A 21,993-nucleotide genomic window follows, 5' to 3' on the forward strand; every position below is an offset into this window, starting at 1 on the left:
GCCGCTCAAGGATGATTCCTTGAAACGGCCCTTTGGATTACACCCTTAGGCAATAAATGATTCCTTACAGCTTCAACGCCTGACCGCATCGGCCGCAGTATCTGGAGCCCGCAGGTGAGACGGTTTTACATGCATCGCAGACCAGGGATTGAACGGCTTCCCCCTTCGCTTGATCATGGCTAACGGCTGCCTTCAATCTTTCTTCCAGCTGCTGTTCCGGATTGACGGCATACAGCATGTATTTCTCATCCCGGGAACCCCGGCGGATCAGCATATAAAGCAGTGCCACGCCTGCAACGGCGACAACCAGCATCCCGATCAGCTTCAACGCTCCGGTGTTATATTGAAAATCCCATAAGGCATGCAGCAGAATACTCATGAGCAGCAGAGTGATCATCGCCAGTATATTCTTCATCTGCATCCCGCGGGCACCGGATGAATTCAAGCCTCGTCCCATTGCATACCAAATCCCGGCGGCCGCAATCGCCGTCCATGTTCCGTGACCGAACGGGGATATAAGCGCTCGTACCCATAGTACAGCGAGCATGCCTGAAGTTGCATGATTTTGCAGAAAGGTTAGTCCGTAAAGAATGCTCTCGATCGCTGCGAAGCCCATGCCTGCAGCAGCGCCGAATACGATCGCATCCATGAGAAAACGCTGCTTGCGGCTGCGCAGGAATATCAAGCAGACCAGCAGCTTCGCGAATTCTTCAATAACAGCAATGAGAATGGCCGCTCTGACATGCCCGGCCGGATCAGACTGCATCCCGGTAATGTCCAGCCACTCATGCTCAAGCAGCCAAGCGATGGGCAAAGCTACAACTGCCGAAGCTGCAAAAATTATGACTACACGCATAACCCGAAAGCCCAGCAGCTGGGAGCTGCGCATATACGCCACAAAGGATACAGGACCTACAAATCCACCGGACAGAAGGGCCGCATAGATCCAGATGGGCTGCTTCAGCCAGGCTGCAAGTACCGTGAACACTATGAAAATCCCGCCGAGTCCGAGGAGAATATCCATCCAGCGTTCCCTTTTAGCAGATGGAGGTGCAGGGATAGCCGCATCCAGGCCCGTTCCGCTCTGTGCTGTTTGTTCCTTGGGCTCCTCTGAGAACTGCAGCTTGGATTTCACGGTCTCATTCAAGAGATCAGGCCGGCGGATGCGCAGCACCTCATGGAACTGCCGTCTGACCGGTTCATACTGCTGGAGGACAAAATGAAATTCATCCCTGCCCATCACCATCAGCTCACCATTTTCCAGTGCCGTGATGGTCCCTGTATTCGCTGCGCCTGTCAGCAAATCCATCTCGCCGAAATAATCCCCAGCTTCATATACGGCCTTCTTCCGGCGTCCGGAGCGGACCTCAAATCGGCCTTCCGCGATCATATAGAACCTGTCAGCCATCACGCCTTCCGTCACTATCACGTCGCCTTTATAGACCTTCCGCCTTACGGTGACTTCGGCCAGCCCGCGAAGCTCGGCATTCGGAATTGCAGCCCAGATCGTCGCTTTGCTGAGCATGGCATGCATCGTCCGGATCCGTGCCGAAAAGGATAAGCTTTCATGAAACATCGGGCTTGCCGCAGCCAGTCGGCTAAAGGCATTCTGTTCCAGCCGGAGCGCTTTAACCTCACCGATTGCTTGCACGCCTGAGGTTCTCTTTTCCTCGAGAAAAAGAGCCACCTCGCCGATCAGCGCGCCTTCGCCCAGAACATCCAGCGTAACCGATTGTCCGACCAAATTTCGGGAGACCACCTGAACCTGCCCGTCCATGACGAAATAACATGAGTTACCGTAGCTGCCCTCCACAATCAGGCTGTCTCCGTCGTGGAAGCTCTCTTCATGCATTGACATAGCTGCCCCTTCCAGCTCGGGAACGGGTACACCACGAAAAAGCGGGTGGCCTCGTAAAAAATCTACCGCCATCATTGTCATTTCCATCTCTCCATACACGAAAAGAATCCGCCGTACGGCAGATTCCTCTCTTTGATCATTAATGTTTTAAACTTCATTTTATCTCATATTACCAATAATGCTGTTTCGGGAATCCTGCATCTTCTTAACGAAATTTGTCATCGTGTCAAAAGCCTCATTGCGTTTGTTGCTCATCGACTGAAGACGCAGCATATCCATCTGCTGGCTATTCGATAACGAGTCTATTTTACCTTTTAAATCCTGACTCATTTTGTCCAGCTCGTCCTTCGTATAGCTTGTCTTGCTTCCGTCCCCAAGACCTTGTTCAGACAGTTTACTGTTAATGTCGCTCGGAAGATCGTACTGTCCGGTTGCATTATCCTGGGATCTGACGTCATTGACACTGGACAGCAGGTCATTAACGCTCGCAATTTGTGAATTGCGATTCTGAACTTCCGTCATCTGCTGATTCAGCTGCTGCTCCAACAAAGACGTCCGCTGTTCCTGAACAGCCATCAGCGCCGTTTCAATATCCATGCTGCTAATATCAATCTGTCCAACGGAGTTGCTCGTTCCGCCGCCCACAGCCTGCTTTACCGACTGATAGGCTTGATCATTCATCATAATGCCTGTTCCTGCAACGACGCCAATCACCAAAGAAGCGGCTGTCGTTAAAATTATTCTACGATTCATCAGCCCTGACCTCAATTCATCGATTCTTAAATTCTACTATAAAAAATGATAGCAAAAACAGGAAATAATAACAATCCAATATGTACCATTTTTTCCCTTGATTAGACGTATTTTTCAATATAAAATGAGCATAATCTTTCAAATGGGGTGAACCGGATGGCATTCCGTATCGTTCGAGGTATTTAGTTGCCGGGCTGGGTTAAAACGCGTACCAGCTATCAAGGGGGCCGTCTGTCCTCTGATCGTATATCAACTGATATTTTTGAAGGATATATTACAGCTATTCAATCCACTTGGAAGGCGGTATACAATATGAAGGCAATCGATTACAAGCAATTTTACAATACAGTTGGACGCATGAACGGATGGGACTTCAGCAGATTGAATGTGACTGTGGATGGAGCGGCGTGGGATTTCTACGATGAAGTGACCTCGTTATGCAAACCTGGGGATATCCTGCTGGATATCGGTACCGGCGGAGGTGAATCGCTGTTATCCATTTCGGATTCGGCTTTACTGCTGGTCGGAATCGACCACTCTAAGGGCATGATGGAGACAGCGGCCAGCAATCTTAAGAAGTCCGGCAGATCTAATGTACGCTTTTTGCAAATGGAGGCATCTCAGCTGCAATTCCCCCCAGACTTTTTTAATATGATCTCCTGCAGACATTCGGAATTCCATGCCGGGGAAGCCGCGAGGGTACTCGCAAGCGATGGTGTATTTCTTACCCAGCAGGTCAGCGAGCATGACAAAATGAACCTCAAGCAAGCCTTTGGAAGGGGCCAAGCATGGGAAAGCGGGAAAGGGAAGCTCAAGGCTCGTTATATTTCTGAGCTGAAGGAAGTCGGTTTTTCCCGAATTCAGGCTCTTGAATACAACGCTACCGAATATTATCAAACCGCCGAGGATCTCGTCTTCCTGTTAAAATATACTCCCATTGTGCCGGGCTTTGGACAAAATGAAATGGATTTTCAAGTTCTGCGCCAGTTTATTGAAGAGCATCGAACAGAAAAGGGAATTCGAACGAATTCAGAGCGCTTCATGATTATAGCCAGAAAATAAAAAAACAGGCTGTCTGCTGACGCAGACGGCCTGTTCTTATTCAGCTGCAGCTTGGCTCAACATTGGCAAGCTGCAGTTATAAAGCTTGTCTTATCTAATTGAATCTGCTCGCTTTGCTGCCCTTCCGGCTCCAATCGGTTTTGGGCTTGCGCTCCGGATTTACTCTGGGCTTGCGCTCCGGATTTACTCTGGGCTTGCGAGCCGGATTTTCTTCTGTCTTACGAGCCGTGCTTTCCTTGGAATTACGGGATTGGAATCCTTTGGAGCTGCGAGCTGAAGCATCCTTGGAATAACGAGCCTGGCCTTCATTCGGCTTACGAGCTGTATTATCCTTCGAATTTCGAGCTTGGCCATCATTTGGCTTACGAGCCGGGCTTGCCTTGGGCTTGCCTGATTTAGCTGTTCCTGAATTCGCTGGCCGTTCTGACTTTGCAGACTTCGAGGATCTTGGCATCGGAAATTCATGATCCTTCACTTCCGGAATGCTCTTTCCGATCAGCTTCTCAATATCCTTCAGGAACGGAAGCTCGTCCACTTCACAAAAGGAGATCGCAGTCCCGCTCAGCCCTGCTCTACCGGTACGGCCAATCCGATGCACGTAGGTTTCGGGAATATTAGGCAGGTTAAAGTTGATAACATGAGAAAGCTCATCAATATCGATTCCTCTAGCGGCGATATCCGTCGCAACCAGCACACGCGTTACTCCACTCTTGAAATTCTTTAATGCAATCTGACGGTCTGTTTGAGATTTATTTCCATGGATAGCCTGAGCCGCCACATTCACTTTCTTCAAATCACGTACAACCCGATCTGCACCGCGCTTTGTGCGCGTAAACACGAGCGCCGAAACGATCGATTCATCCTTCAGCAATTCGTTCAGCTGCTTCTGCTTATTTCCCGTGGCCAGCAAATATACAGATTGCTTGATCCGATCCGCAGTTGAAGACACAGGGGTAATTTCTACTTTAACCGGGTCCACCAATAGAGTTTTTACCAATTTGGATATTTCCGGAGGCATCGTGGCCGAGAAGAACAGTGTTTGCTTTTTGCTCGGCATTTTGGTGATGATTCTCTTCACATCATGAATGAAGCCCATATCGAGCATCCGGTCCGCTTCATCCAGCACTAATATTTCCACATGCTGCAGATCGATACGTTTTTGATTAATCAAATCGATAAGTCTGCCCGGCGTTGCAATAATGATATCTGCACCTTGCTGAAGCGCCCGCTCCTGCACTTTCTGGGAAACGCCGCCAACAATCGCGGAGCAGCGTATTTCCGTAAATTGGCTATACGCCTTGATATTATCGGCAATTTGCAGGGCAAGTTCTCGGGTTGGTGTCAAAATCAATGAACGAATACGGCGAACCGCACCGGGTTTATTAGGCTTTTCACTTAATAGCTGGATCGTCGGAACCGCAAACGCGGCCGTTTTCCCCGTTCCCGTTTGAGCGCAGCCAAGTAAGTCTCTGCCAGCCAGTACGGCCGGAATCGATTGTTCCTGTATAGGTGTTGGCTTGGCATAGTTCTCTTTTGCTAAAGCTTTTAAAATCGCAGGGGCGATATTCAAATCATTAAATGTCATGTTATCTCCTTCATTTTGAACACAAGTATTCTGAAGCACGTCATGCGCCGTTCTTTTTTTCATAACACATAACGATACCATGACGAGTGCAAAAAAAAAAGCGGAATATTTCTCCGCCTCCATCATGAACGCATGAAAGTCTGATACTTCGCTGCTGACAGATCGTATATGTGCGGTTAAAAAAAGCGAAGCACCGGAATTACTCCCGATGCTTCGCTTACTTTTATTTATTCTCGTATGAGCCTAACCGATTGATCCGCGAGCCGTTGATCCGGAATTCCTTGGTCTTCCCCTTTTCATTCTTCAGGGTGTTCATCCGGTCCGTCAACTCGTTAAACCAAGCTTCATCAGATGTCGACAAAGCAAGATCAATCAGACTTTCGAGGTTCTTCTTATCTCCAAGCGGATTTACCGGAAGCTGCTTCAGCCAGGAACCGCGCAGAGCAATGGATCTGCCTACCGCCCTCGTATTGTCCGATTGAACGATGCGTACTCGAACGATCTCTTGCTGGGTACCCACTGTTTCAATGTATCCGTGAACGAACTCACCTTCTACCGTCTTTCCTTGGACCCAATCGCCAATATCGAATGTCATCATCATCCACCGCCTATCTCAAAGTTTTTATGGTAACTGTAATTAAAGTAGTAACAAAGGATGTACTGTAATCATACTAAATACAGTTATTAATGTCAAATTCAATGGCCTACGTTAATTGATTACCTTCTTAATAGTATTTACCCAAAAAAAGACATCAAGCCTCATCCGCTTGATGTCTTTTTCACTTTAATTAGAATGAACTTGGCCTTACTTAACTGGAAATGCCATCACACTCATGAGGGCATTCTCTGCTTGAGTGGCATCGAGCCGGCTGTACTGCACATACACAGGAGCGCTGCCGATAACCTCCATCGCATAGGGCACGCCTACCGGAATATGCTCTCCCCCCGCATTCAAGGAAGCCGTATGGATATGCTTGGTCCGCTGCCCAGGAACAGCAGCCGTCATGCCAAGCAATGGTTCCCGGTCTTCAAAAAAGACATTGACCGTCACCGTCACTTCTTCCTGGCTTAGATTCAATACACATACGGATTCATGACTTTGCAGCTGTCCGCTGCTGACCGGAGGGATATATCCATCCGGGATAATCCACTGCAGCTCGCCTTTTGACATGTTATCTTCACTCCGCTTCTTAAAGATTCGAGTGTTCCTATTCAAAGATTTCGTGTCAAAAACCGATTATCCTTTACATACTATGCAGATGAATGCACGATTCCGTTCTACTTGTTTAAAAAACAGACTCCGGAATGGATCTCCTCATATTGACAGCGTTTACATGACGGTGACATAATGTGTACTAAATTCCACATCAGCAGGGAGAAGGTAGCCGTGCAGAAATGGTTTGTGAATTTCAAGCATATGAAAATCAGAAACAAACTGTCTATTCTCATTGCCTTTATCGTTGCGATGACCTTTGCATTTGCGCTGATCGTGCAGCAGTATGCCTTTTCAGTCTATGACGAGCAGCTATACCTTAAATCCTCACGGGTGCTGCACCTATCCTCCTCTGCCATCGAAAAGGAGCTGGAACGGATCGAGCAGCTGTCCTTCAACATCATTACCGACACTCAAATCCAATCCCTGCTCCGCTCCATATCAGACAGTGTAGAGTGCGACAAGCAATATTCAGCAGCATCTCATTTAAAATGGAATTTCAATCCACGCACCCACGTAGGGTGCGACGCCTGTGGTAGCCCGACAAGACTCGGCGAATATATTTCAATCCACGCACCCACGTAGGGTGCGACCTGGATCGTCTACACTTAGTTGGACAGAAAAAATAAGGGCTTGTAGAATAAAATTATCAAGCTAAGGAGCGGAATTCTACAATGCCAAAACAACAACGACGTACATTTACAGCCGAGTTCAAAAAACAAATGGTGCAGCTCTATGAAAACGGGAAATCCCGAGCAGCGATTGTGGAGGAATATGACCTCACGGCATCTGCTTTAGACCGCTGGATCAAGCAATCCAACAGCACAGGCTCCTTCAAGGAGAAGGACAACCGCTCTGCAGAAGAAAATGAGCTGATCGACTTGCGTAAAGAGATTCAACGACTCAAGATGGAGAACGACATTTTAAAGCAAGCCGCGCTGATCATGGGACGAAAGTAGCTATCATCCAGAACAACCGTGATAAATACTCGGTATCAGCAATGTGTGACGTCCTGCAAATCGCAAGGAGTACATTCTATTATGAAGCCAAAGAACAAGTGAATGAATACGATCTCACCGAATTTGTTGCGGAGATCTTCCACAAGAATCGTAGAGCATACGGTACATGCAAGATCAAAGTAAAACTCCATGAGCGCGGATTCGTCGTATCCAGACGTCGAATTGGCCGAATCATGAAAGAGAAAGGTTTAGTCTCAACGTACACGGTAGCTCAATACAGGCCCCATCAAACGGCATGTAATGAAGCAACGACGACGAATGTCCTGAATCGTGAGTTTGAGCAAACGGAAGCCAAACGCTTCGTCGTCAGTGATCTGACGTATGTGAAAGTCCAGGACCGTTGGCATTACATTTGTGTGCTGATGGATTTGTTTAATCGAGAAATTATTGGCCATAGTGCAGGTCCGAACAAGGACGCTGCTTTGATTTCCCGCGCCTTTGCGACGGTACAAGGCGATCTACGACAGATTCAGTGGTTTCATACCGACCGTGGTAGCGAGTTCAAAAATCAAAAGATGGACGAGCTTTTGAAGACGTTTAAAATTGGACGATCGTTAAGCATGAAAGGCTGTCCGTATGACAACGCTGTGGCTGAAGCCACCTACAAGATCATGAAAACCGAGTTTGTGAACCAGATGAACTTCCAGAGTCTTCGTCATCTAGAGCTGGAGTTATCCGATTACGTCAACTGGTTTAACAACCATCGTATTCATGGAACTTTAGGCTATATGACGCCTATTCAGTATCGCTATGAAGCCCTTAAAAAGGTTGTTTGATTTACTGTTGACAATCCAACCCTGGATACACGAGGTTGTCAGATAATCCGGATGTGAATTTCAATCCACGCACCCACGTAGGGTGCGACTCAAGCGTGGTTTGATGCTAACCCTTATTATGTTCCATTTCAATCCACGCACCCACGTAGGGTGCGACATAAATCAGCCACAATCCATATCCGAACATAATATTTCAATCCACGCACCCACGTAGGGTGCGACACGTATTTGTCGCTGAAGAGATCGGACGTTTCCTATTTCAATCCACGCACCCACGTAGGGTGCGACAAATCGAGAGGAGCAATAATCCATGGCTAAAAATATTTCAATCCACGCACCCACGTAGGGTGCGACAGTAAGCCAACCGAAATAGAGGTTATTGAAGCTTGATTTCAATCCACGCACCCACGTAGGGTGCGACTGGCGAAATGATCACCATCAAGGACGATACCGGCAATATTTCAATCCACGCACCCACGTAGGGTGCGACGGATATGGAGGGCGTCCGGATGTCGGTTCCAAAATTTCAATCCACGCACCCACGTAGGGTGCGACCAAAATAAAAGGCAACCATACTTATTACTATCCAATTTCAATCCACGCACCCACGTAGGGTGCGACGTGTGACGAACACACCGTATAATCCATCATTTGCTAATTTCAATCCACGCACCCACGTAGGGTGCGACTGGGTCTAGATTGACACTCGTCACCGTATATGCTAATTTCAATCCACGCACCCACGTAGGGTGCGACTATTGGTGTTCGGGGATTGGTTACTAGCCATTTTATTTCAATCCACGCACCCACGTAGGGTGCGACGATCTATTCCCGAACGTTCAGCATGTATCTGATGTATTTCAATCCACGCACCCACGTAGGGTGCGACGGATCGGCGGTGGATTTCGCTATCTCCCCGGAATCATTTCAATCCACGCACCCACGTAGGGTGCGACGGCGGCTTCGGTATCAATTCCTCAATTGTTCGTAGATTTCAATCCACGCACCCACGTAGGGTGCGACGTATCCATCATCAACGGTATTGGCTCTAACGCCGTATTTCAATCCACGCACCCACGTAGGGTGCGACTCTAAAAACCACAAGCGTTGACCTACTACCAGAATTTCAATCCACGCACCCACGTAGGGTGCGACAAGGGTGATCGTTTCACCCTGGTTAGTAACCAGGAATTTCAATCCACGCACCCACGTAGGGTGCGACTGCGGCAAATGCCGTAATTGGAACAATCAGGAGCAATTTCAATCCACGCACCCACGTAGGGTGCGACAACAGCGTCAGTCAATGACTTCCCAGCACCAATAGATTTCAATCCACGCACCCACGTAGGGTGCGACGCCGAGATCGGAGCGAGCTGCCGCGGTATTCATGATTTCAATCCACGCACCCACGTAGGGTGCGACTTTGAGATGTGATATTAGTGTATCTTTTATTGTTATTTCAATCCACGCACCCACGTAGGGTGCGACAATGGCGGGGTACAATGATACCATTGCACAGCTATTTCAATCCACGCACCCACGTAGGGTGCGACTGCACAGCAGCCGGTTGAGGTTCCGATCCAGGAGATTTCAATCCACGCACCCACGTAGGGTGCGACCGATTGCGGTTAGTAGCATGTCGGTGACATTCAATTTCAATCCACGCACCCACGTAGGGTGCGACACCTTCACCCGATGAAGCCAACACGGATAAAGACGGATTTCAATCCACGCACCCACGTAGGGTGCGACCCACCTTTGGAGGATACCTGTGTAACCTTCATCGATTTCAATCCACGCACCCACGTAGGGTGCGACGCCCATTTCTCACCCCATCTCGTGCTAGAAATCGGACTATTTCAATCCACGCACCCACGTAGGGTGCGACCCGAAAGTGGTGTCAAAGATAAGCACTAATATAATATTTCAATCCACGCACCCACGTAGGGTGCGACAGAGAATTTTTTGATAGCATAAATCATGATCATTGTATTTCAATCCACGCACCCACGTAGGGTGCGACCCCGGCCTCCATAATTTTGGCACAGGCGTTGCTTATTTCAATCCACGCACCCACGTAGGGTGCGACTCCGATTTTAAAGCAAAAAATCTCAAATAATCGGATTTCAATCTAGAAATAACGATAAATTCATCTAACAATGTCGAAAACACTTACTTAAATTGTAAAATAAATCTTTTTTTGATATTTTCTCGGTGCGAATCCCCCTAGAAAATCATGTTCGCTTCTCATTCGCACTACAAAATCAATGGACCCTCTAGATCCATAGATTCCTTAATACCTACATGCTCTACTTTGCTTTTGTAATTGTTGCCTATCTGATAAAATCTAAGGCTGTCTTCTTCTTGGTCAATGACATCGATCAGTTTCATTTTCAATACCGCAAACTGCGTAGAATCTACGATGCATTCAAATACAGAATGCTGAACACGTTGGCCGTAGTCTTGGCATATTTTTGATACTTTGCGCAATCTACGCTGCCCTTCGCTGCTCATTGTACTTACATCATACGTAATGAGGACAAGCATACACTGCACCTACTTCCATAGAAATGGAGGATACTCATCAAGATCATTGCGCAAATAGCGCGCTAATAACAAGGCCTGTGCATGTGGAACTAATCCCCAAGAGATTCTCTCACCTAAATAGGGATGTGTAATCTTCTCTTGCTTTTTATTTTGCCAAGCGGTCAGAAACTTCTTTCTACCCTCATCTGTCATGATAACTGCTCCATTTTCTTTACGGACAAAGTCTTCTTTATTCATCACCTTTTTATTAACGAGAGACAAAACGAACCTATCCGCATACACACCGCGTAGTTCCTCCATCAGATCTAGCGCCATTGAAGCACGGCCAGGACGATCCCGATGTAAAAATCCGACATACGCGTCCAATCCAACTCCCTCTAATGCAGATGCTGTATCATTAGCCAAAAGGGTATATGCAAGCGATAGCATGGCATTCACGTTATCAAGGGGAGGTCTACGAGATCGGCCACGGAAATAAAACTCCTCTTTTTGCTGCAAAATCATCTGATCAAACAGCTTATTGTAAATTAATGCCGCTTGCCCCTCTAGTCCCCTGATTCGCTCCAAATCTTCACATTCTTTAATACTCATCATGATGGAAGACAATTGCCGGGAGGATGCTTTAAACTCCCCTATATCCACACGAAGAGGGTAATCTCGGGTCATTCGCTCAAGAATCCATTTATGGTTATAAATTTTACCTATGATAAAATTACGGGCAATCTTCGCTGAAAGGTTCTCACTTTCCGATACCAGACATTGCTTTTTTCGCAAAATTACATTTCCCTTGCTCGCACCGATCACTCTTGCTAGAAACCGACCGTTCATCGTCATGAACACAATCGAGATGTTTCTTTCTGCGCAGTAGCCCATAAATGCTGGGCTTGCCCCTGTGTAGCCGAAAGCGACAATCGACTCCAGATTATGCAGGGGAAGCCTACCCAGCTTCTCCTGTTCCTTCAATAAAACAATATTGTCACCATCGAGCGATAAATACACATCTGGTTGTGTAACAAACAACGTGTTTAAGAGTTTTTTCATTCTCTAATTTTCCCCTCAACATAACTTCTGACTGACCGCTTGCTCATGACCTCCGGCAAACAAATCGAATGAAGAGAGCAGCTTTGGCAAAAGGGACCTGTTTTCACTTTAGGTGTATGACTCCGTTTATAATAATCCTGCATTTCAGTGACAATGGACTTCACTTTATCTTTTATATCCTCTGTTAGCTGCACTTCAACCCGGTGTTTGATTTCATTATAAAATAAATAGCCGGTTTCGATCCTGCACAGCAGCATTTCTTCCAAACATAAGGCTTGTGCCGCTAACTGCAACACATCTGCATCGCTAACTTTTGGTTTACCCCTTTTGTACTCCACGGGATACGCTATATACTTCCCTTCGGCCCCATGGATTTCAACACCATCATTGTCTTGGAGAAATTCTACCACATCACAAATGCCCGTAATCTGGAGCTCCTCTGACTTCACAGGCATTGCGCGCACGGTAAGCTTGTCACCCCGCTTCTCTCTGACAAAAGGCTGATCTGCCTTGCGATGAAGATGCTGACCTTCCACGGTTCGCACATTCTCTTCCCATTGTTGTTCAATATGAATAAGCGCCCACTGGCGTTTACAAAATTCAAAGTGCTGGATACCAGAAAGCATCAAGTAATGCTCATCTTCATTAGCGTCCATCGACAGTATCAATCTTTAAACCGGCTAGCTCGTTTACTTCAATCGAATAATCCTCAAAGGTTCTTGGTTCATCCGTCCGTGATTTCACGGTTAAAGAACGATGCACTTTAGCCGATGAGTATTGTCCCAGTCTGGAGTTGTGTTCCCACCAATACACTTTATGGACTTCCATGCTTCCTTCTGGCCTTGCGGAGGACAGGTCATTTTCAAAAAGAGTGCACAGTGCTTGTTTGATCTTCTCCGCATCCTCGTTCGTGAATCCGGTTTTCTCAGCCAGTTGCGTATTAATACTTCCGTAAAAAACATAAAGGCCAAAATCCACGCGATGCTTCATGCCCATGGTATCGGATCCTCTGTCTTTGCCTGGCTCAGAGTTGACGCTTTTCGTAATCTGCATGCTTGTAATATCAATCGGATCCACGCTTTTAGCTGTGTGGATGGATACCGGCCCTCTTACACCTACAGAGACGCCCCCTCCACTTCCTGTTCCTTTGAAAGCAAACACTTGACCGAAACTGCGAACATCCAGCCACTCCTGGCAAGCAATCCGAGCAAATTCATCGCTTGAACTCGTTTTAGATTTTAAAATTTGATTCAGTTCCGCATTGCCGTCCGCTCGCTCTCTTAAACTATTATATGCATCGGTCTTACGGTCATTTGATTGTACAAAAATAGATTCGCCTATGTCCTGTAGACGATTTCTGATTTTCCGTTTGATTGCCACGTCAGATATTTCCCCGTAACCATCGTAATTCTGTCTCGGACGATTTCCATTCAAGGGGTCTCCATTGGGATTGGCGGTATTCACTGACAAGACAACCGCAAAATCAATTTTATGATCCAAAATGCTCATATTTATCTCTCCTCTTCATAAGATGCTTCGACTGCATCTTCCGTTTTATCTTTCTTTTGATAGAGTTCATGCCGCTGACTGTAAAATCCTAATAAGTATTTTCCGGACAAAGGCTTGTTATTAAAATCTTCTATTTCAAATCTGGAAGCTACTTCATCGATGATTTTAGATAAATAGCTGCCTTTCATACCCAATCGAGCCTGGTAGGGTTGCAAACTCTCTTGAATAGTCTTCCAGGTCCTAGCGGGGTGTTTTGAAAATGAATTCATATACCGAATCGCATTACTCGAACGTGTTTCTTCCGATCCCAAGGCACGTCTTTCCAATACATCCGCCACCGCCAGCAAGCGACCAAACAAGTAATCACGGTCATTGTTCTTCATATCTAATGCCAATTGAAATCCCTCCTGTCGGTTAATCAAGGCACATGCAATGCTAAGCGTCTTCTCCCATTCCCATTTCTCCACCGATAAAGGACTGGATGCGTGGTGAAACGCACTGTTCACAATATCTTGTGGAATCCGAATGTCGTCGATAATACAAGGCACCATGCGCTCCATGATTCCTTTGACGATTTTATCGCTTGCCCTTGGCCCATATGCAGCAAATGCAATATCCTTAGTGGATGGAGCTCCGTAAAACTGGACAAATTCCCCCTGCTCATTTTTTCGATAACGGTGAAGCCATACACAGGAAGAATGCCACTTCGCGAGCCTGTCCAAATAAAGTTCTTTGTTCATATTTCGGTAGTACAGCACGGCCATACGCCCCGTGGTTGCCGAATCCAGTACTATAATATTGACTTCCGATCTGAAAAGCTGTTCGGACTTCGGGCCTAACTTATTTTTATAGCCATCCAGTGCTTTAGCTACCTCAGTCGCAAGCGCTTGATTCGTATTGGACTTCATAATGGCAACAGGAATAGCTTCAGGATCCAATGAAAAGGTGTCTTCCGTAGGGTCTGGAAGATCAAGCGCATCATTCCCCCACACCAGAAACACCCGTTGGTCAATAATTTTCCCTTGTCGGTTCACCAGCCACTTCAATGCGTTATGGGCTTTTTGCGATACGTCATAGCTGATGCTAGCAGCGTCTCTGCTCTCTTTAAAACGGCCTCTAAATGTAAATCCGGACGTATCGTTTGCCGAAATCAGCTTGGCTTTATCTGCCGCATTTCGGATCTTATTCGCATGTTTGTCCGTACTTGGCAGCATTTTTCCTGTAACATAGCAAAGATCCTCCCCGCCCAAATGCTCCCGGTAATAGCGGATGAACGAATCGTACATCTCTGCATCCTTCCACACTTTCGTTAAGATGCGGCGAGGAGAGTATACATTAAACCGGATAAAAGCACTGTCTTGTTCGCCCACCAGCACACTGAAGATCCCTGGTCTCTCTGGATACAATAATTCGTATTTCTTATCCCATTTTGCAATGAGACGGTTATCCTCATCGACACAGAGAATGTTGTGTGCTGCTAAATCCTGAATTAATTGCTTCTTGCTTAAATAGTTATAAATACTTTTTACTTTGGGATGCGCGTGTGGCGACTCCGCCCAGTTCTGAAGTTCTTGTATGTAGGTTGCAAAAGGCTCGTCTTCCTTAACTTTGCCGCCGTAAGCCCTGAAATCACCCGCCACGTAGCTTAACTTATCATGGAGTGGATAAGGAGCTATCACAGCCCCTGCCCGGCTCGCTGACTTTTCTGTACTTGGAATCAACGTACTCGCATCACACTTGTCAATGACCTCAGCGGAATGAAATTCGCCATCCTCTGTGATTTCCACTTCAATATGTGCGTTTTGGGTCGTATGCGAGACGGGCAGCAGCGTATATTCACGATCGTTGTTTTTCTTTTCTATGACGCCCACTAGATCCAAATTTGATTCATACGTCTCATATAAGTTCAACAACCAGCTCATGGATTGACCTCCTCTCCCCACTTGGTTAACAGCTCATCGGCAGACACCACATTAGTTTCATCAAAATGTTTTGGCTTCATATCTGAAATTTTGCGCACCTGTGTGCACTGATCCGGCCGCGGAAATGTAATCACGCCATCTTTCATAACAGGATTCCATAAACGCACTTCCATTTGGTCTCTGCCCGTTTCATCCGGGTAGTTAATGCCATGTACCATCGTGCCCATGTGGATATCGCCATAGCCATCATAAAATCCTTTATTCTCTCCAAAAGTGCAAGGTTCCACATACCCTTGACATTCCCGTGCACCTAGGAAGATATCTCTGCGACCTCCCGCCACAAGAGAACGTTTGAGAATGTTATGATGCTTATTTTCGTTACGGTCAAAGGCCATATCCGGACGGTTCATGTTGAATTCAAAGTGAGCTCTCACTTGGTATACCGGTTCTTTCAAATACGTGTAATTGGCGAGTGTATTTCCTCCGCTATAATCCATTGGCCGAATACCCTTGGACTCCATACGGATCGGGCTCATAATGCGAACCTCGTCGACAATGAATATTAAAGTCGGTTTCCAATAAACACTTTCAATGATTCCTTTGATTGCTTGGTACGTAGGTACCTGATATGAAAGCTTCTCCCCTCCAAGTTTCGTTAAAGGATCCGTGAACAGTGCATAATCGCCGTAAACGACAAAATCAATGGAGTTTCTCATAGATTCACCTCCTTTCAAAATATCTACTAGAATAAGTTTATTCCCATCCAGCTGTCATTCTCAGTATCAATTCCAAACTCCTCACTATACGCCCCTTCTTTCAGCACAAGCATTTGTCCGTCCAGAATACGTTCGAGACCGTCGTTCTTTTCTAATTTTCGAAGTTCATATTCGAACAAATTCACAGTATACTGCTGAGCTCTTCGCAATAATCTGGAGAAGTCCTCAATTCGTTCAGCACCATTTAACGCCGCAATGATTTCTCTCCCCTCATCTCCATAAGGTACAATGACAGGTGTGGCAAGGTTATCTATTACTTGAAAATACTCTGCTGCTGTGTGGTAACTGTTTGCTAGAAATAAGGGAAGTCTTTGATTTTTATTTCTGTAATAATCTTGGTAATATGTGTTTTCTGCTTTGGTGGCCGCCAATAACGAAGTCATGTCGACTCTTAATTTTGGAATAAAATAATTCAAACTTGTTGCAAATTCCGTGTAAAATTCCTGAAAATACCGTTCCATAGCTTGAACAGAGAGGATGTGACCGCCGTGGCTCGACGAATTAAATTTTAGATCGATCAAAATTTTTTTCGAGATGTGTTTTCCTTTTTTAACTTCCTTCAGATGATTCAGATTTTCTTCTTCATGATCAATCACATACACCTGCTGCATTTCACGCTCACCATGCCGGTTACATCGGCCTGCAGCTTGTGCGATCGAATCCAGTCCTGCCAGAGAACGAATGACACACTCAAAACTGACATCAACTCCCGCTTCAATCAACGGAGTACTGATGCATATGATTTTATCTCCATTTTTTAAAAGCTGCCTTATTTCATCCAGTTTTCTTTTCCGGTGTGCGGCGCACATGGATGTGCTTAAGTGATAGATCGGAATGCTGCTAGCGGTCAACTGTAGCTGCTGATACAATCTTTTCACCACAGTCTTCGTGTTTAAAATGACCAAAACACTCTGTGCCTCTGTCATTTTTTCATTTACAAACTCCACGAGCTTGTTATTGTTAAACACTTCATTCGTCGCCAAACCCCTAATTTCCACACGTTTAAACGCTTCAATGACCTCATCCAGGTGGTTAATCATTTCAGCATCCGGGCTAAGATTCAGCTTATTCTCCACGAAATCCAATGCAGGCTGCGTGGCTGTACATAGCACAAGACTGGAGTGGCCGTACGCACTCAAAAAGTTTAATGCTTCATTAAACAAAGACACACATGAGACCGGAACCTTCTGCACTTCATCAAAGACAATGACTGACTCACTCAAATTGTGCAGCCTCCGGATGTTCCTGCTTCCTTTCGCATAAATCACATTCAAAAACTGCACCATCGTTGTGAAAATAATCGGAGAATCCCAGTTATCTTTAGCTAACTTTAGCTTTTGTCGCACATTCATCATGCCGTCCATAAACTCATCATCATCCAGATCCTCAATCACATTGGAATGATGCTCTAGAATATTGGATTCATCCTGAAGAATTCGTCGTACTTCTGCCGCATTTTGTTCAATAATCGTCGTGTATGGCAAGACATAAATTATATGTTTCTTATTATAGTTTTTGGCATGTTTAAGCGCATATCTGAGACTCGCTAAGGTTTTGCCGCCACCAGTCGGAATAGATAATGTATATATGCCGGACGGCTTGTCCGCAAACCGGTCACACTGTTCTGACATTCGACTTCTGAGTACATTGATGGGAGTATGGAAACTACTTCGACCTGCAAAAGAATTCATTTCAACCATTAATCTGCCGTAATAGGCATTAAAAAGCTCTTGGGAATGTTGCAGTTCAGGTTCTTTCACGACGTTCTCTTCAAACATTCTCGTATTCGTCCGATCTGCATCAATTAGTGCACTAAACACAAACTTAGTTAAAAACATAAACTTAGTCTCACTACGAAGAGGTGAGGGCTTATCGCGAAATGACACAAGTTCTGCTGCAGCTTGATCTACATAAGAATGGAAATCCTTTTCATTCATCACATGATCAAAAAACAACCGGACGCTCTCTTCAAATTCTATCAATTCTTTGTCCTGTACACGCCGCAAATAATCTGATTCCATATCTGAATTTAAAAAGTCTTGGAGGTAAGCGTGATGCGATATAATTGCGTTCCCAACTACTTCAGCCAAGATACCTTTGCTCGGGTCTATTTTTCCGGTATGAAATAAGGTATACAGTATTCGTCCACCTGCGGTTGAATGATCTACACTCCCACGCTTAGGCGGTGAATTAGGATTTTGGACGGCCTCTAGGATATATTCCCTAAATGCATTCGAGTATTTCCCCAAGTCATGGAGCATACCAGCCAGTCCAGTGATGTGCTTGATCCCCAAACTCTCTCCATAGATTTCAGCTAAACCTTTTACGCCCAGCAGGTGCTGTTCAACAGATTGCTGTACGTAATCACTTTCACGAATATGGGCGATATAGGCCATCGTACTCCCCCTTGCATACATACAGAATCATAAAATGGTTCTCTATTCCCATAATAATTCGATAGTTTCATTTAATATCCTCCAATAATTCCACAAAATAGAACAAAATAAATAATCTTGATTGTTAAATGCACTTGATTCGATTTTTTTAATAGAAAGAATACGAAAAAAGCACTCGCTACACTGCGAATGCTTTCTATGTTGCTTCTTTCAGAGCTACAACGTGTTGGGAGCATGGGGAATAATAGCCAGTGATTTCAATCCATGCCCTCGTGCAGGGTGGGATAGCAATTAATCTCACTTCTTCGCACTATGTCCAAATTTCAATTCACATACCCGCGTAGGGTGCGACTATTTCTTTGTCGTTGTTACCCTCTTTATCGAGACATTTCAATCCACGCACCTGTGTAGGGTGCAACTGACATATTTGATTTCATCTGCTGTAGCGCTTGGATTTCAATCCACGCACCCATGTAGGGTGCGACGTTTATTAAGCAGGCGAAGAACGGGGTTGATCAGATTTCAATCCACGCACCCATGTAGGGTGCGACCTTAAGGACAAAGACATAAGTGTGTATGTGCTATTTCAATCCACGCACCCATGTAGGGTGCGACTTCTTGCCCTTTTTCGTAAAGGATTGGATCAGAGTATTTCAATCCACGCACCCATGTAGGGTGCGACTTTTGGGATGCGTTATGCTGGTTCATTTGCAAGCATTTCAATCCACGCACCCATGTAGGGTGCGACACTTGTAACACCATCGACTTTCCTTAGTCGAACAATTTCAATCCACGCACCCATGTAGGGTGCGAACATTGTGCATGTCTCCGTTATGACCTTTTACATATTTCAATCCACGCACCCATGTAGGGTGCGACGCAGCAGAGAAAAGGGATTTAACCTAATCTCTGTATTTCAATCCACGCACCCATGTAGGGTGCGACAAGATCTTTGCTCTTTTCATTGCTGCTGTCTGCACGGCTTCAATCCACGCACCCATGTAGGGTGCGACGTTAGTTAAATAATTCCATTATAAGGGGATATAGGCTTCAATCCACGCACCCATGTAGGGTGCGACTTTCTTAGTTTTGTGCGTTACGGCGTTTTGGTTGCTTCAATCCACGCACCCATGTAGGGTGCGACATCGCTTGTGTATCCTTGGACTGTTTGGTTAGCATGCTTCAATCCACGCACCCATGTAGGGTGCGACACCGCAATTTTCAACGTGGTTATTTAAAATTTTGCTTCAATCCACGCACCCATGTAGGGTGCGACTGCCAACGGTGGTATTGCAGACGGATCACTCACCGGGCTTCAATCCACGCACCCATGTAGGGTGCGACGAAGTATAATTAATAATTTAATTCCATATGATAATGGCTTCAATCCACGCACCCATGTAGGGTGCGACTTAGTGCTTATCTTTGACACCACCTTTGGGGATGCTTCAATCCACGCACCCATGTAGGGTGCGACGGTTGACCAAAATAAAAACTTCACTGACCAATTGCTTCAATCCACGCACCCATGTAGGGTGCGACCATGATGGGTACGACATTAACTTGGTTGACATGCTTCAATCCACGCACCCATGTAGGGTGCGACGAATTTAGCGGCCTTTAAGTGGCCTTTTCGGATATGCTTCAATCCACGCACCCATGTAGGGTGCGACTTGCTAGGTTCAGTAGCTTTTATCTATAAACTTGTGGGCTTCAATCCACGCACCCATGTAGGGTGCGACCTGCGGCGTCTTTAATGAGGGAAGATGCGGAGTTGCTTCAATCCACGCACCCATGTAGGGTGCGACTCCGATTTTTCAAACGATTAGCTGAAAAATTGTTTCTAAATTAATGAATACCGCACGATATGCCAAGAATCAAATATCGATTTACTATTTAAATGGTTTAATTGTAATTTAAATGAATTTTTTTCGGTGCGAATGTACCTGAGATTTTATGTGCACTTGACATTCGCACTAAACAAACCAATTTATCATAATTGATTAAATAATATCATAAATCTCATACTCGTAAACTCATTATCCTTCATCAAACAACGTCACATACTTACCGTACCCCTCCTGCTCCAATTCTTCCTTCGTTATGAAACGCAGGGCTGCGGAGTTCACCTGATAATGCAAGTCTCCCGGCTGCGGACCGTTATGGAATACATGTCCCAGATAGGAACCTGACAACCTGCCCCGCAGCGCGGTACGTATCTTTCCATTGCTGAGATCTGCCCTTTTGCTGATCAAGCCCTCGTGAATGGGTTTCGTAAAGGCCGGCAGCCCGGTTCCCGCATCAAACTGATCACGAGAGCAAAATAAGGGGTCGCTGTTCACCCGATCCACGTAAATACCTTCCCTTGTGTTATTCCAGTACTCGTTGTCAAATGCAGGCTCATCTACCCCATTTTGCGTCACTTCAAATTGAAGACGGGTCAGACGTTTCTGCAGCGTTTGCTTGTCTTGTTTCGTATTCCAGTAACGCTCGGCAAACGAGGTTCGTCCTGAACCTTCTTGATAGAGATTATAGTGAAACCGATGGGTTTTGTAATAATTTTGATGAACGGCTTCCGCCGGATAGAACTTCCCTGCAGACATGATTTCGGTCACGATTTTACCTTTAAACCGGCCGCTGGCCTGTAATGCCCGTTTGGAGGCTTCCGCTTGTTCACGCTGCTGTTCGTTATGGACAAAGATCGCTGTGCGGTACGATGCCCCGCGGTCCATGAACTGGCCGTCCTTATCGGTCGGGTCAATCAGCTGCCAATAGATTTCAAGAAGTCTTTCGTACGGAAACACTTCCGGTTCAAAGGTGATTTGCACCGCTTCGGCATGTCCCGTTGTTTCCGTCCCCACTTCCTCATAAGTCGGATTGTCCGTATGTCCGCCCGTGTATCCCGAAACAAGTGAAAGGATGCCTGGAAGCTCGTCGAACGGCCTCACCATACACCAGAAGCAGCCTCCTGCAAACGTGGCCAGCTCCGTCTTACGATTCGAATGTTCCATCGCTGATCCTCCTCTCCGGAATCTTAAGTAACTTTCTTATGATTGCCGTTGAAATCAGCTTTTCGCCTACTTCTGCGTCTGCTCCTGAATGGAGCTGTCAGACAAGTACGTATTAGGTCTTTTCCCTTCAGCCTTATGATCTTAAAAGAAAAATAGCTGAAGCATACCGAGTACAATGGATGCGGAAACGAATAGCTTGGCCAGAGCAGCCCTTTGCATGAATTTCATGACAACTCCGATGACCGTCAACAGGCCAAAAAATCCCGCGGCCATTCTGGATACGATAAAATTACCGGGAAGGGAAGTAAACGCCAGATAGCTAATGACTATCCCCAATACGGCGGTGACAAAAAATACGATATTGTTAATTTGAGGATCTTTAACCAGAAATAACAACCCTATAGTGAGTATACTAACAACTGTCAAAATAATAAATAAGATCAATAGAGCTCCAAGTGCCATGTGAACTTCCTCCTTGGTAAAAAAGGTTCATACGTGCTTCTTAACCCATGTCGGTTCATTCGA

At 45.9% G+C, this 21,993-nt stretch carries 17 protein-coding genes and 2 CRISPR repeat arrays; of the genes, 3 read left to right on the plus strand and 14 right to left on the minus strand.

Annotation, left to right across the window (positions count from 1 at the left end):
• Positions 1-64: 64 nt before the first annotated feature.
• A complete protein-coding gene (locus tag E6W40_RS26965) occupies positions 65-1,939 on the minus strand; it encodes a cyclic nucleotide-binding domain-containing protein (RefSeq protein WP_136608930.1) in 1,875 nt (624 codons plus the stop codon).
• Positions 1,940-2,017: 78 nt separating this feature from the next.
• The gene (locus tag E6W40_RS26970) at positions 2,018-2,611 is read right to left on the minus strand and encodes a hypothetical protein (protein ID WP_136608671.1); all 594 of its coding nucleotides are present in this window, start codon (positions 2,609-2,611) and stop codon (positions 2,018-2,020) included.
• A 312-nt stretch (positions 2,612-2,923) separates the two neighbouring features.
• Here E6W40_RS26970 and E6W40_RS26975 point away from each other — a divergent pair, with 312 nt between their 5' ends.
• Positions 2,924-3,673: a class I SAM-dependent methyltransferase gene (locus tag E6W40_RS26975; protein WP_136608931.1), complete on the plus strand. Its 750-nt coding sequence runs from the start codon at positions 2,924-2,926 to the stop codon at positions 3,671-3,673.
• Positions 3,674-3,767: 94 nt separating this feature from the next.
• On the opposite strand, the gene E6W40_RS26980 is transcribed toward E6W40_RS26975, so the two are convergent.
• From E6W40_RS26980 to E6W40_RS26990, 3 genes are all read right to left on the minus strand, one after another.
• Positions 3,768-5,258 (minus strand): DEAD/DEAH box helicase, encoded by a 1,491-nt coding sequence (locus E6W40_RS26980; RefSeq protein ID WP_136608672.1) that lies wholly within the window; start codon positions 5,256-5,258, stop codon positions 3,768-3,770.
• A gap of 223 nt (positions 5,259-5,481) precedes the next feature.
• Entirely contained in the window at positions 5,482-5,859 is a 378-nt protein-coding gene (locus E6W40_RS26985; protein ID WP_168929072.1) for a hypothetical protein, read from the minus strand.
• A 204-nt stretch (positions 5,860-6,063) separates the two neighbouring features.
• The gene (locus E6W40_RS26990; protein WP_136608674.1) at positions 6,064-6,429 is read right to left on the minus strand and encodes a sensory rhodopsin transducer; all 366 of its coding nucleotides are present in this window, start codon (positions 6,427-6,429) and stop codon (positions 6,064-6,066) included.
• 216 nt (positions 6,430-6,645) lie between these two features.
• Between E6W40_RS26990 and E6W40_RS26995 the strand changes: the two genes are divergently transcribed.
• Positions 6,646-7,056 (plus strand): hypothetical protein, encoded by a 411-nt coding sequence (locus tag E6W40_RS26995; RefSeq protein ID WP_246073213.1) that lies wholly within the window; start codon positions 6,646-6,648, stop codon positions 7,054-7,056.
• An 89-nt stretch (positions 7,057-7,145) separates the two neighbouring features.
• A protein-coding gene (locus E6W40_RS27000) for an IS3 family transposase (RefSeq protein WP_136608675.1) occupies positions 7,146-8,266 on the plus strand; the annotation gives its coding sequence in 2 pieces (ribosomal slippage) (positions 7,146-7,395 and positions 7,395-8,266; 1,122 coding nt in all).
• 57 nt (positions 8,267-8,323) lie between these two features.
• Positions 8,324-10,355: direct repeats of the CRISPR family, unit length 32 nt; unit sequence ATTTCAATCCACGCACCCACGTAGGGTGCGAC.
• Between the two features lie 167 nt (positions 10,356-10,522).
• Here E6W40_RS27000 and cas2 read toward each other — a convergent pair.
• The 9 genes from cas2 to E6W40_RS27045 form a co-directional block, all read right to left on the minus strand.
• Positions 10,523-10,813 (minus strand): CRISPR-associated endonuclease Cas2, encoded by a 291-nt coding sequence (gene cas2 / locus E6W40_RS27005; RefSeq protein ID WP_136608676.1) that lies wholly within the window; start codon positions 10,811-10,813, stop codon positions 10,523-10,525.
• A 9-nt stretch (positions 10,814-10,822) separates the two neighbouring features.
• Positions 10,823-11,854 carry a type I-C CRISPR-associated endonuclease Cas1c gene (gene cas1c / locus E6W40_RS27010; RefSeq protein WP_136608677.1) on the minus strand — a complete coding sequence of 344 codons (1,032 nt, stop codon included), beginning with the start codon at positions 11,852-11,854 and terminating at the stop codon, positions 10,823-10,825.
• Positions 11,851-12,510, minus strand: coding sequence for a CRISPR-associated protein Cas4 (gene cas4, locus E6W40_RS27015; protein WP_136608678.1), 660 nt, complete (start codon positions 12,508-12,510; stop codon positions 11,851-11,853). The genes cas1c and cas4 overlap by 4 nt, the downstream gene beginning before the upstream one ends.
• A complete protein-coding gene (gene cas7c / locus E6W40_RS27020; protein WP_136608679.1) occupies positions 12,500-13,363 on the minus strand; it encodes a type I-C CRISPR-associated protein Cas7/Csd2 in 864 nt (287 codons plus the stop codon). Before cas7c ends, cas4 begins: the two co-directional genes overlap by 11 nt.
• A 2-nt stretch (positions 13,364-13,365) precedes the next feature.
• Positions 13,366-15,285 carry a type I-C CRISPR-associated protein Cas8c/Csd1 gene (gene cas8c, locus E6W40_RS27025; RefSeq protein ID WP_136608680.1) on the minus strand — a complete coding sequence of 640 codons (1,920 nt, stop codon included), beginning with the start codon at positions 15,283-15,285 and terminating at the stop codon, positions 13,366-13,368.
• Positions 15,282-16,001 carry a type I-C CRISPR-associated protein Cas5c gene (cas5c, locus tag E6W40_RS27030; protein WP_136608681.1) on the minus strand — a complete coding sequence of 240 codons (720 nt, stop codon included), beginning with the start codon at positions 15,999-16,001 and terminating at the stop codon, positions 15,282-15,284. The genes cas8c and cas5c overlap by 4 nt, the downstream gene beginning before the upstream one ends.
• Before the next feature lie 26 nt (positions 16,002-16,027).
• Positions 16,028-18,457, minus strand: a complete 2,430-nt coding sequence (gene cas3 / locus E6W40_RS27035; RefSeq protein ID WP_136608682.1) for a CRISPR-associated helicase Cas3' — start codon at positions 18,455-18,457, stop codon at positions 16,028-16,030.
• A 387-nt stretch (positions 18,458-18,844) separates the two neighbouring features.
• A CRISPR array of direct repeats spans positions 18,845-20,265; the repeat unit is 32 nt; unit sequence GCTTCAATCCACGCACCCATGTAGGGTGCGAC.
• A gap of 231 nt (positions 20,266-20,496) precedes the next feature.
• On the minus strand, positions 20,497-21,468 hold the full coding sequence (gene msrA, locus E6W40_RS27040) for a peptide-methionine (S)-S-oxide reductase MsrA (protein WP_136608683.1): 972 nt from the start codon (positions 21,466-21,468) through the stop codon (positions 20,497-20,499).
• 141 nt (positions 21,469-21,609) lie between these two features.
• Entirely contained in the window at positions 21,610-21,930 is a 321-nt protein-coding gene (locus E6W40_RS27045; protein WP_136608684.1) for a hypothetical protein, read from the minus strand.
• Between the last annotated feature and the right edge of the window lie 63 nt (positions 21,931-21,993).

Origin of the sequence: Paenibacillus dokdonensis, assembly GCF_004916975.1 — a bacterium.
GTDB lineage: Bacteria > Bacillota > Bacilli > Paenibacillales > Paenibacillaceae > Paenibacillus_AQ > Paenibacillus_AQ dokdonensis.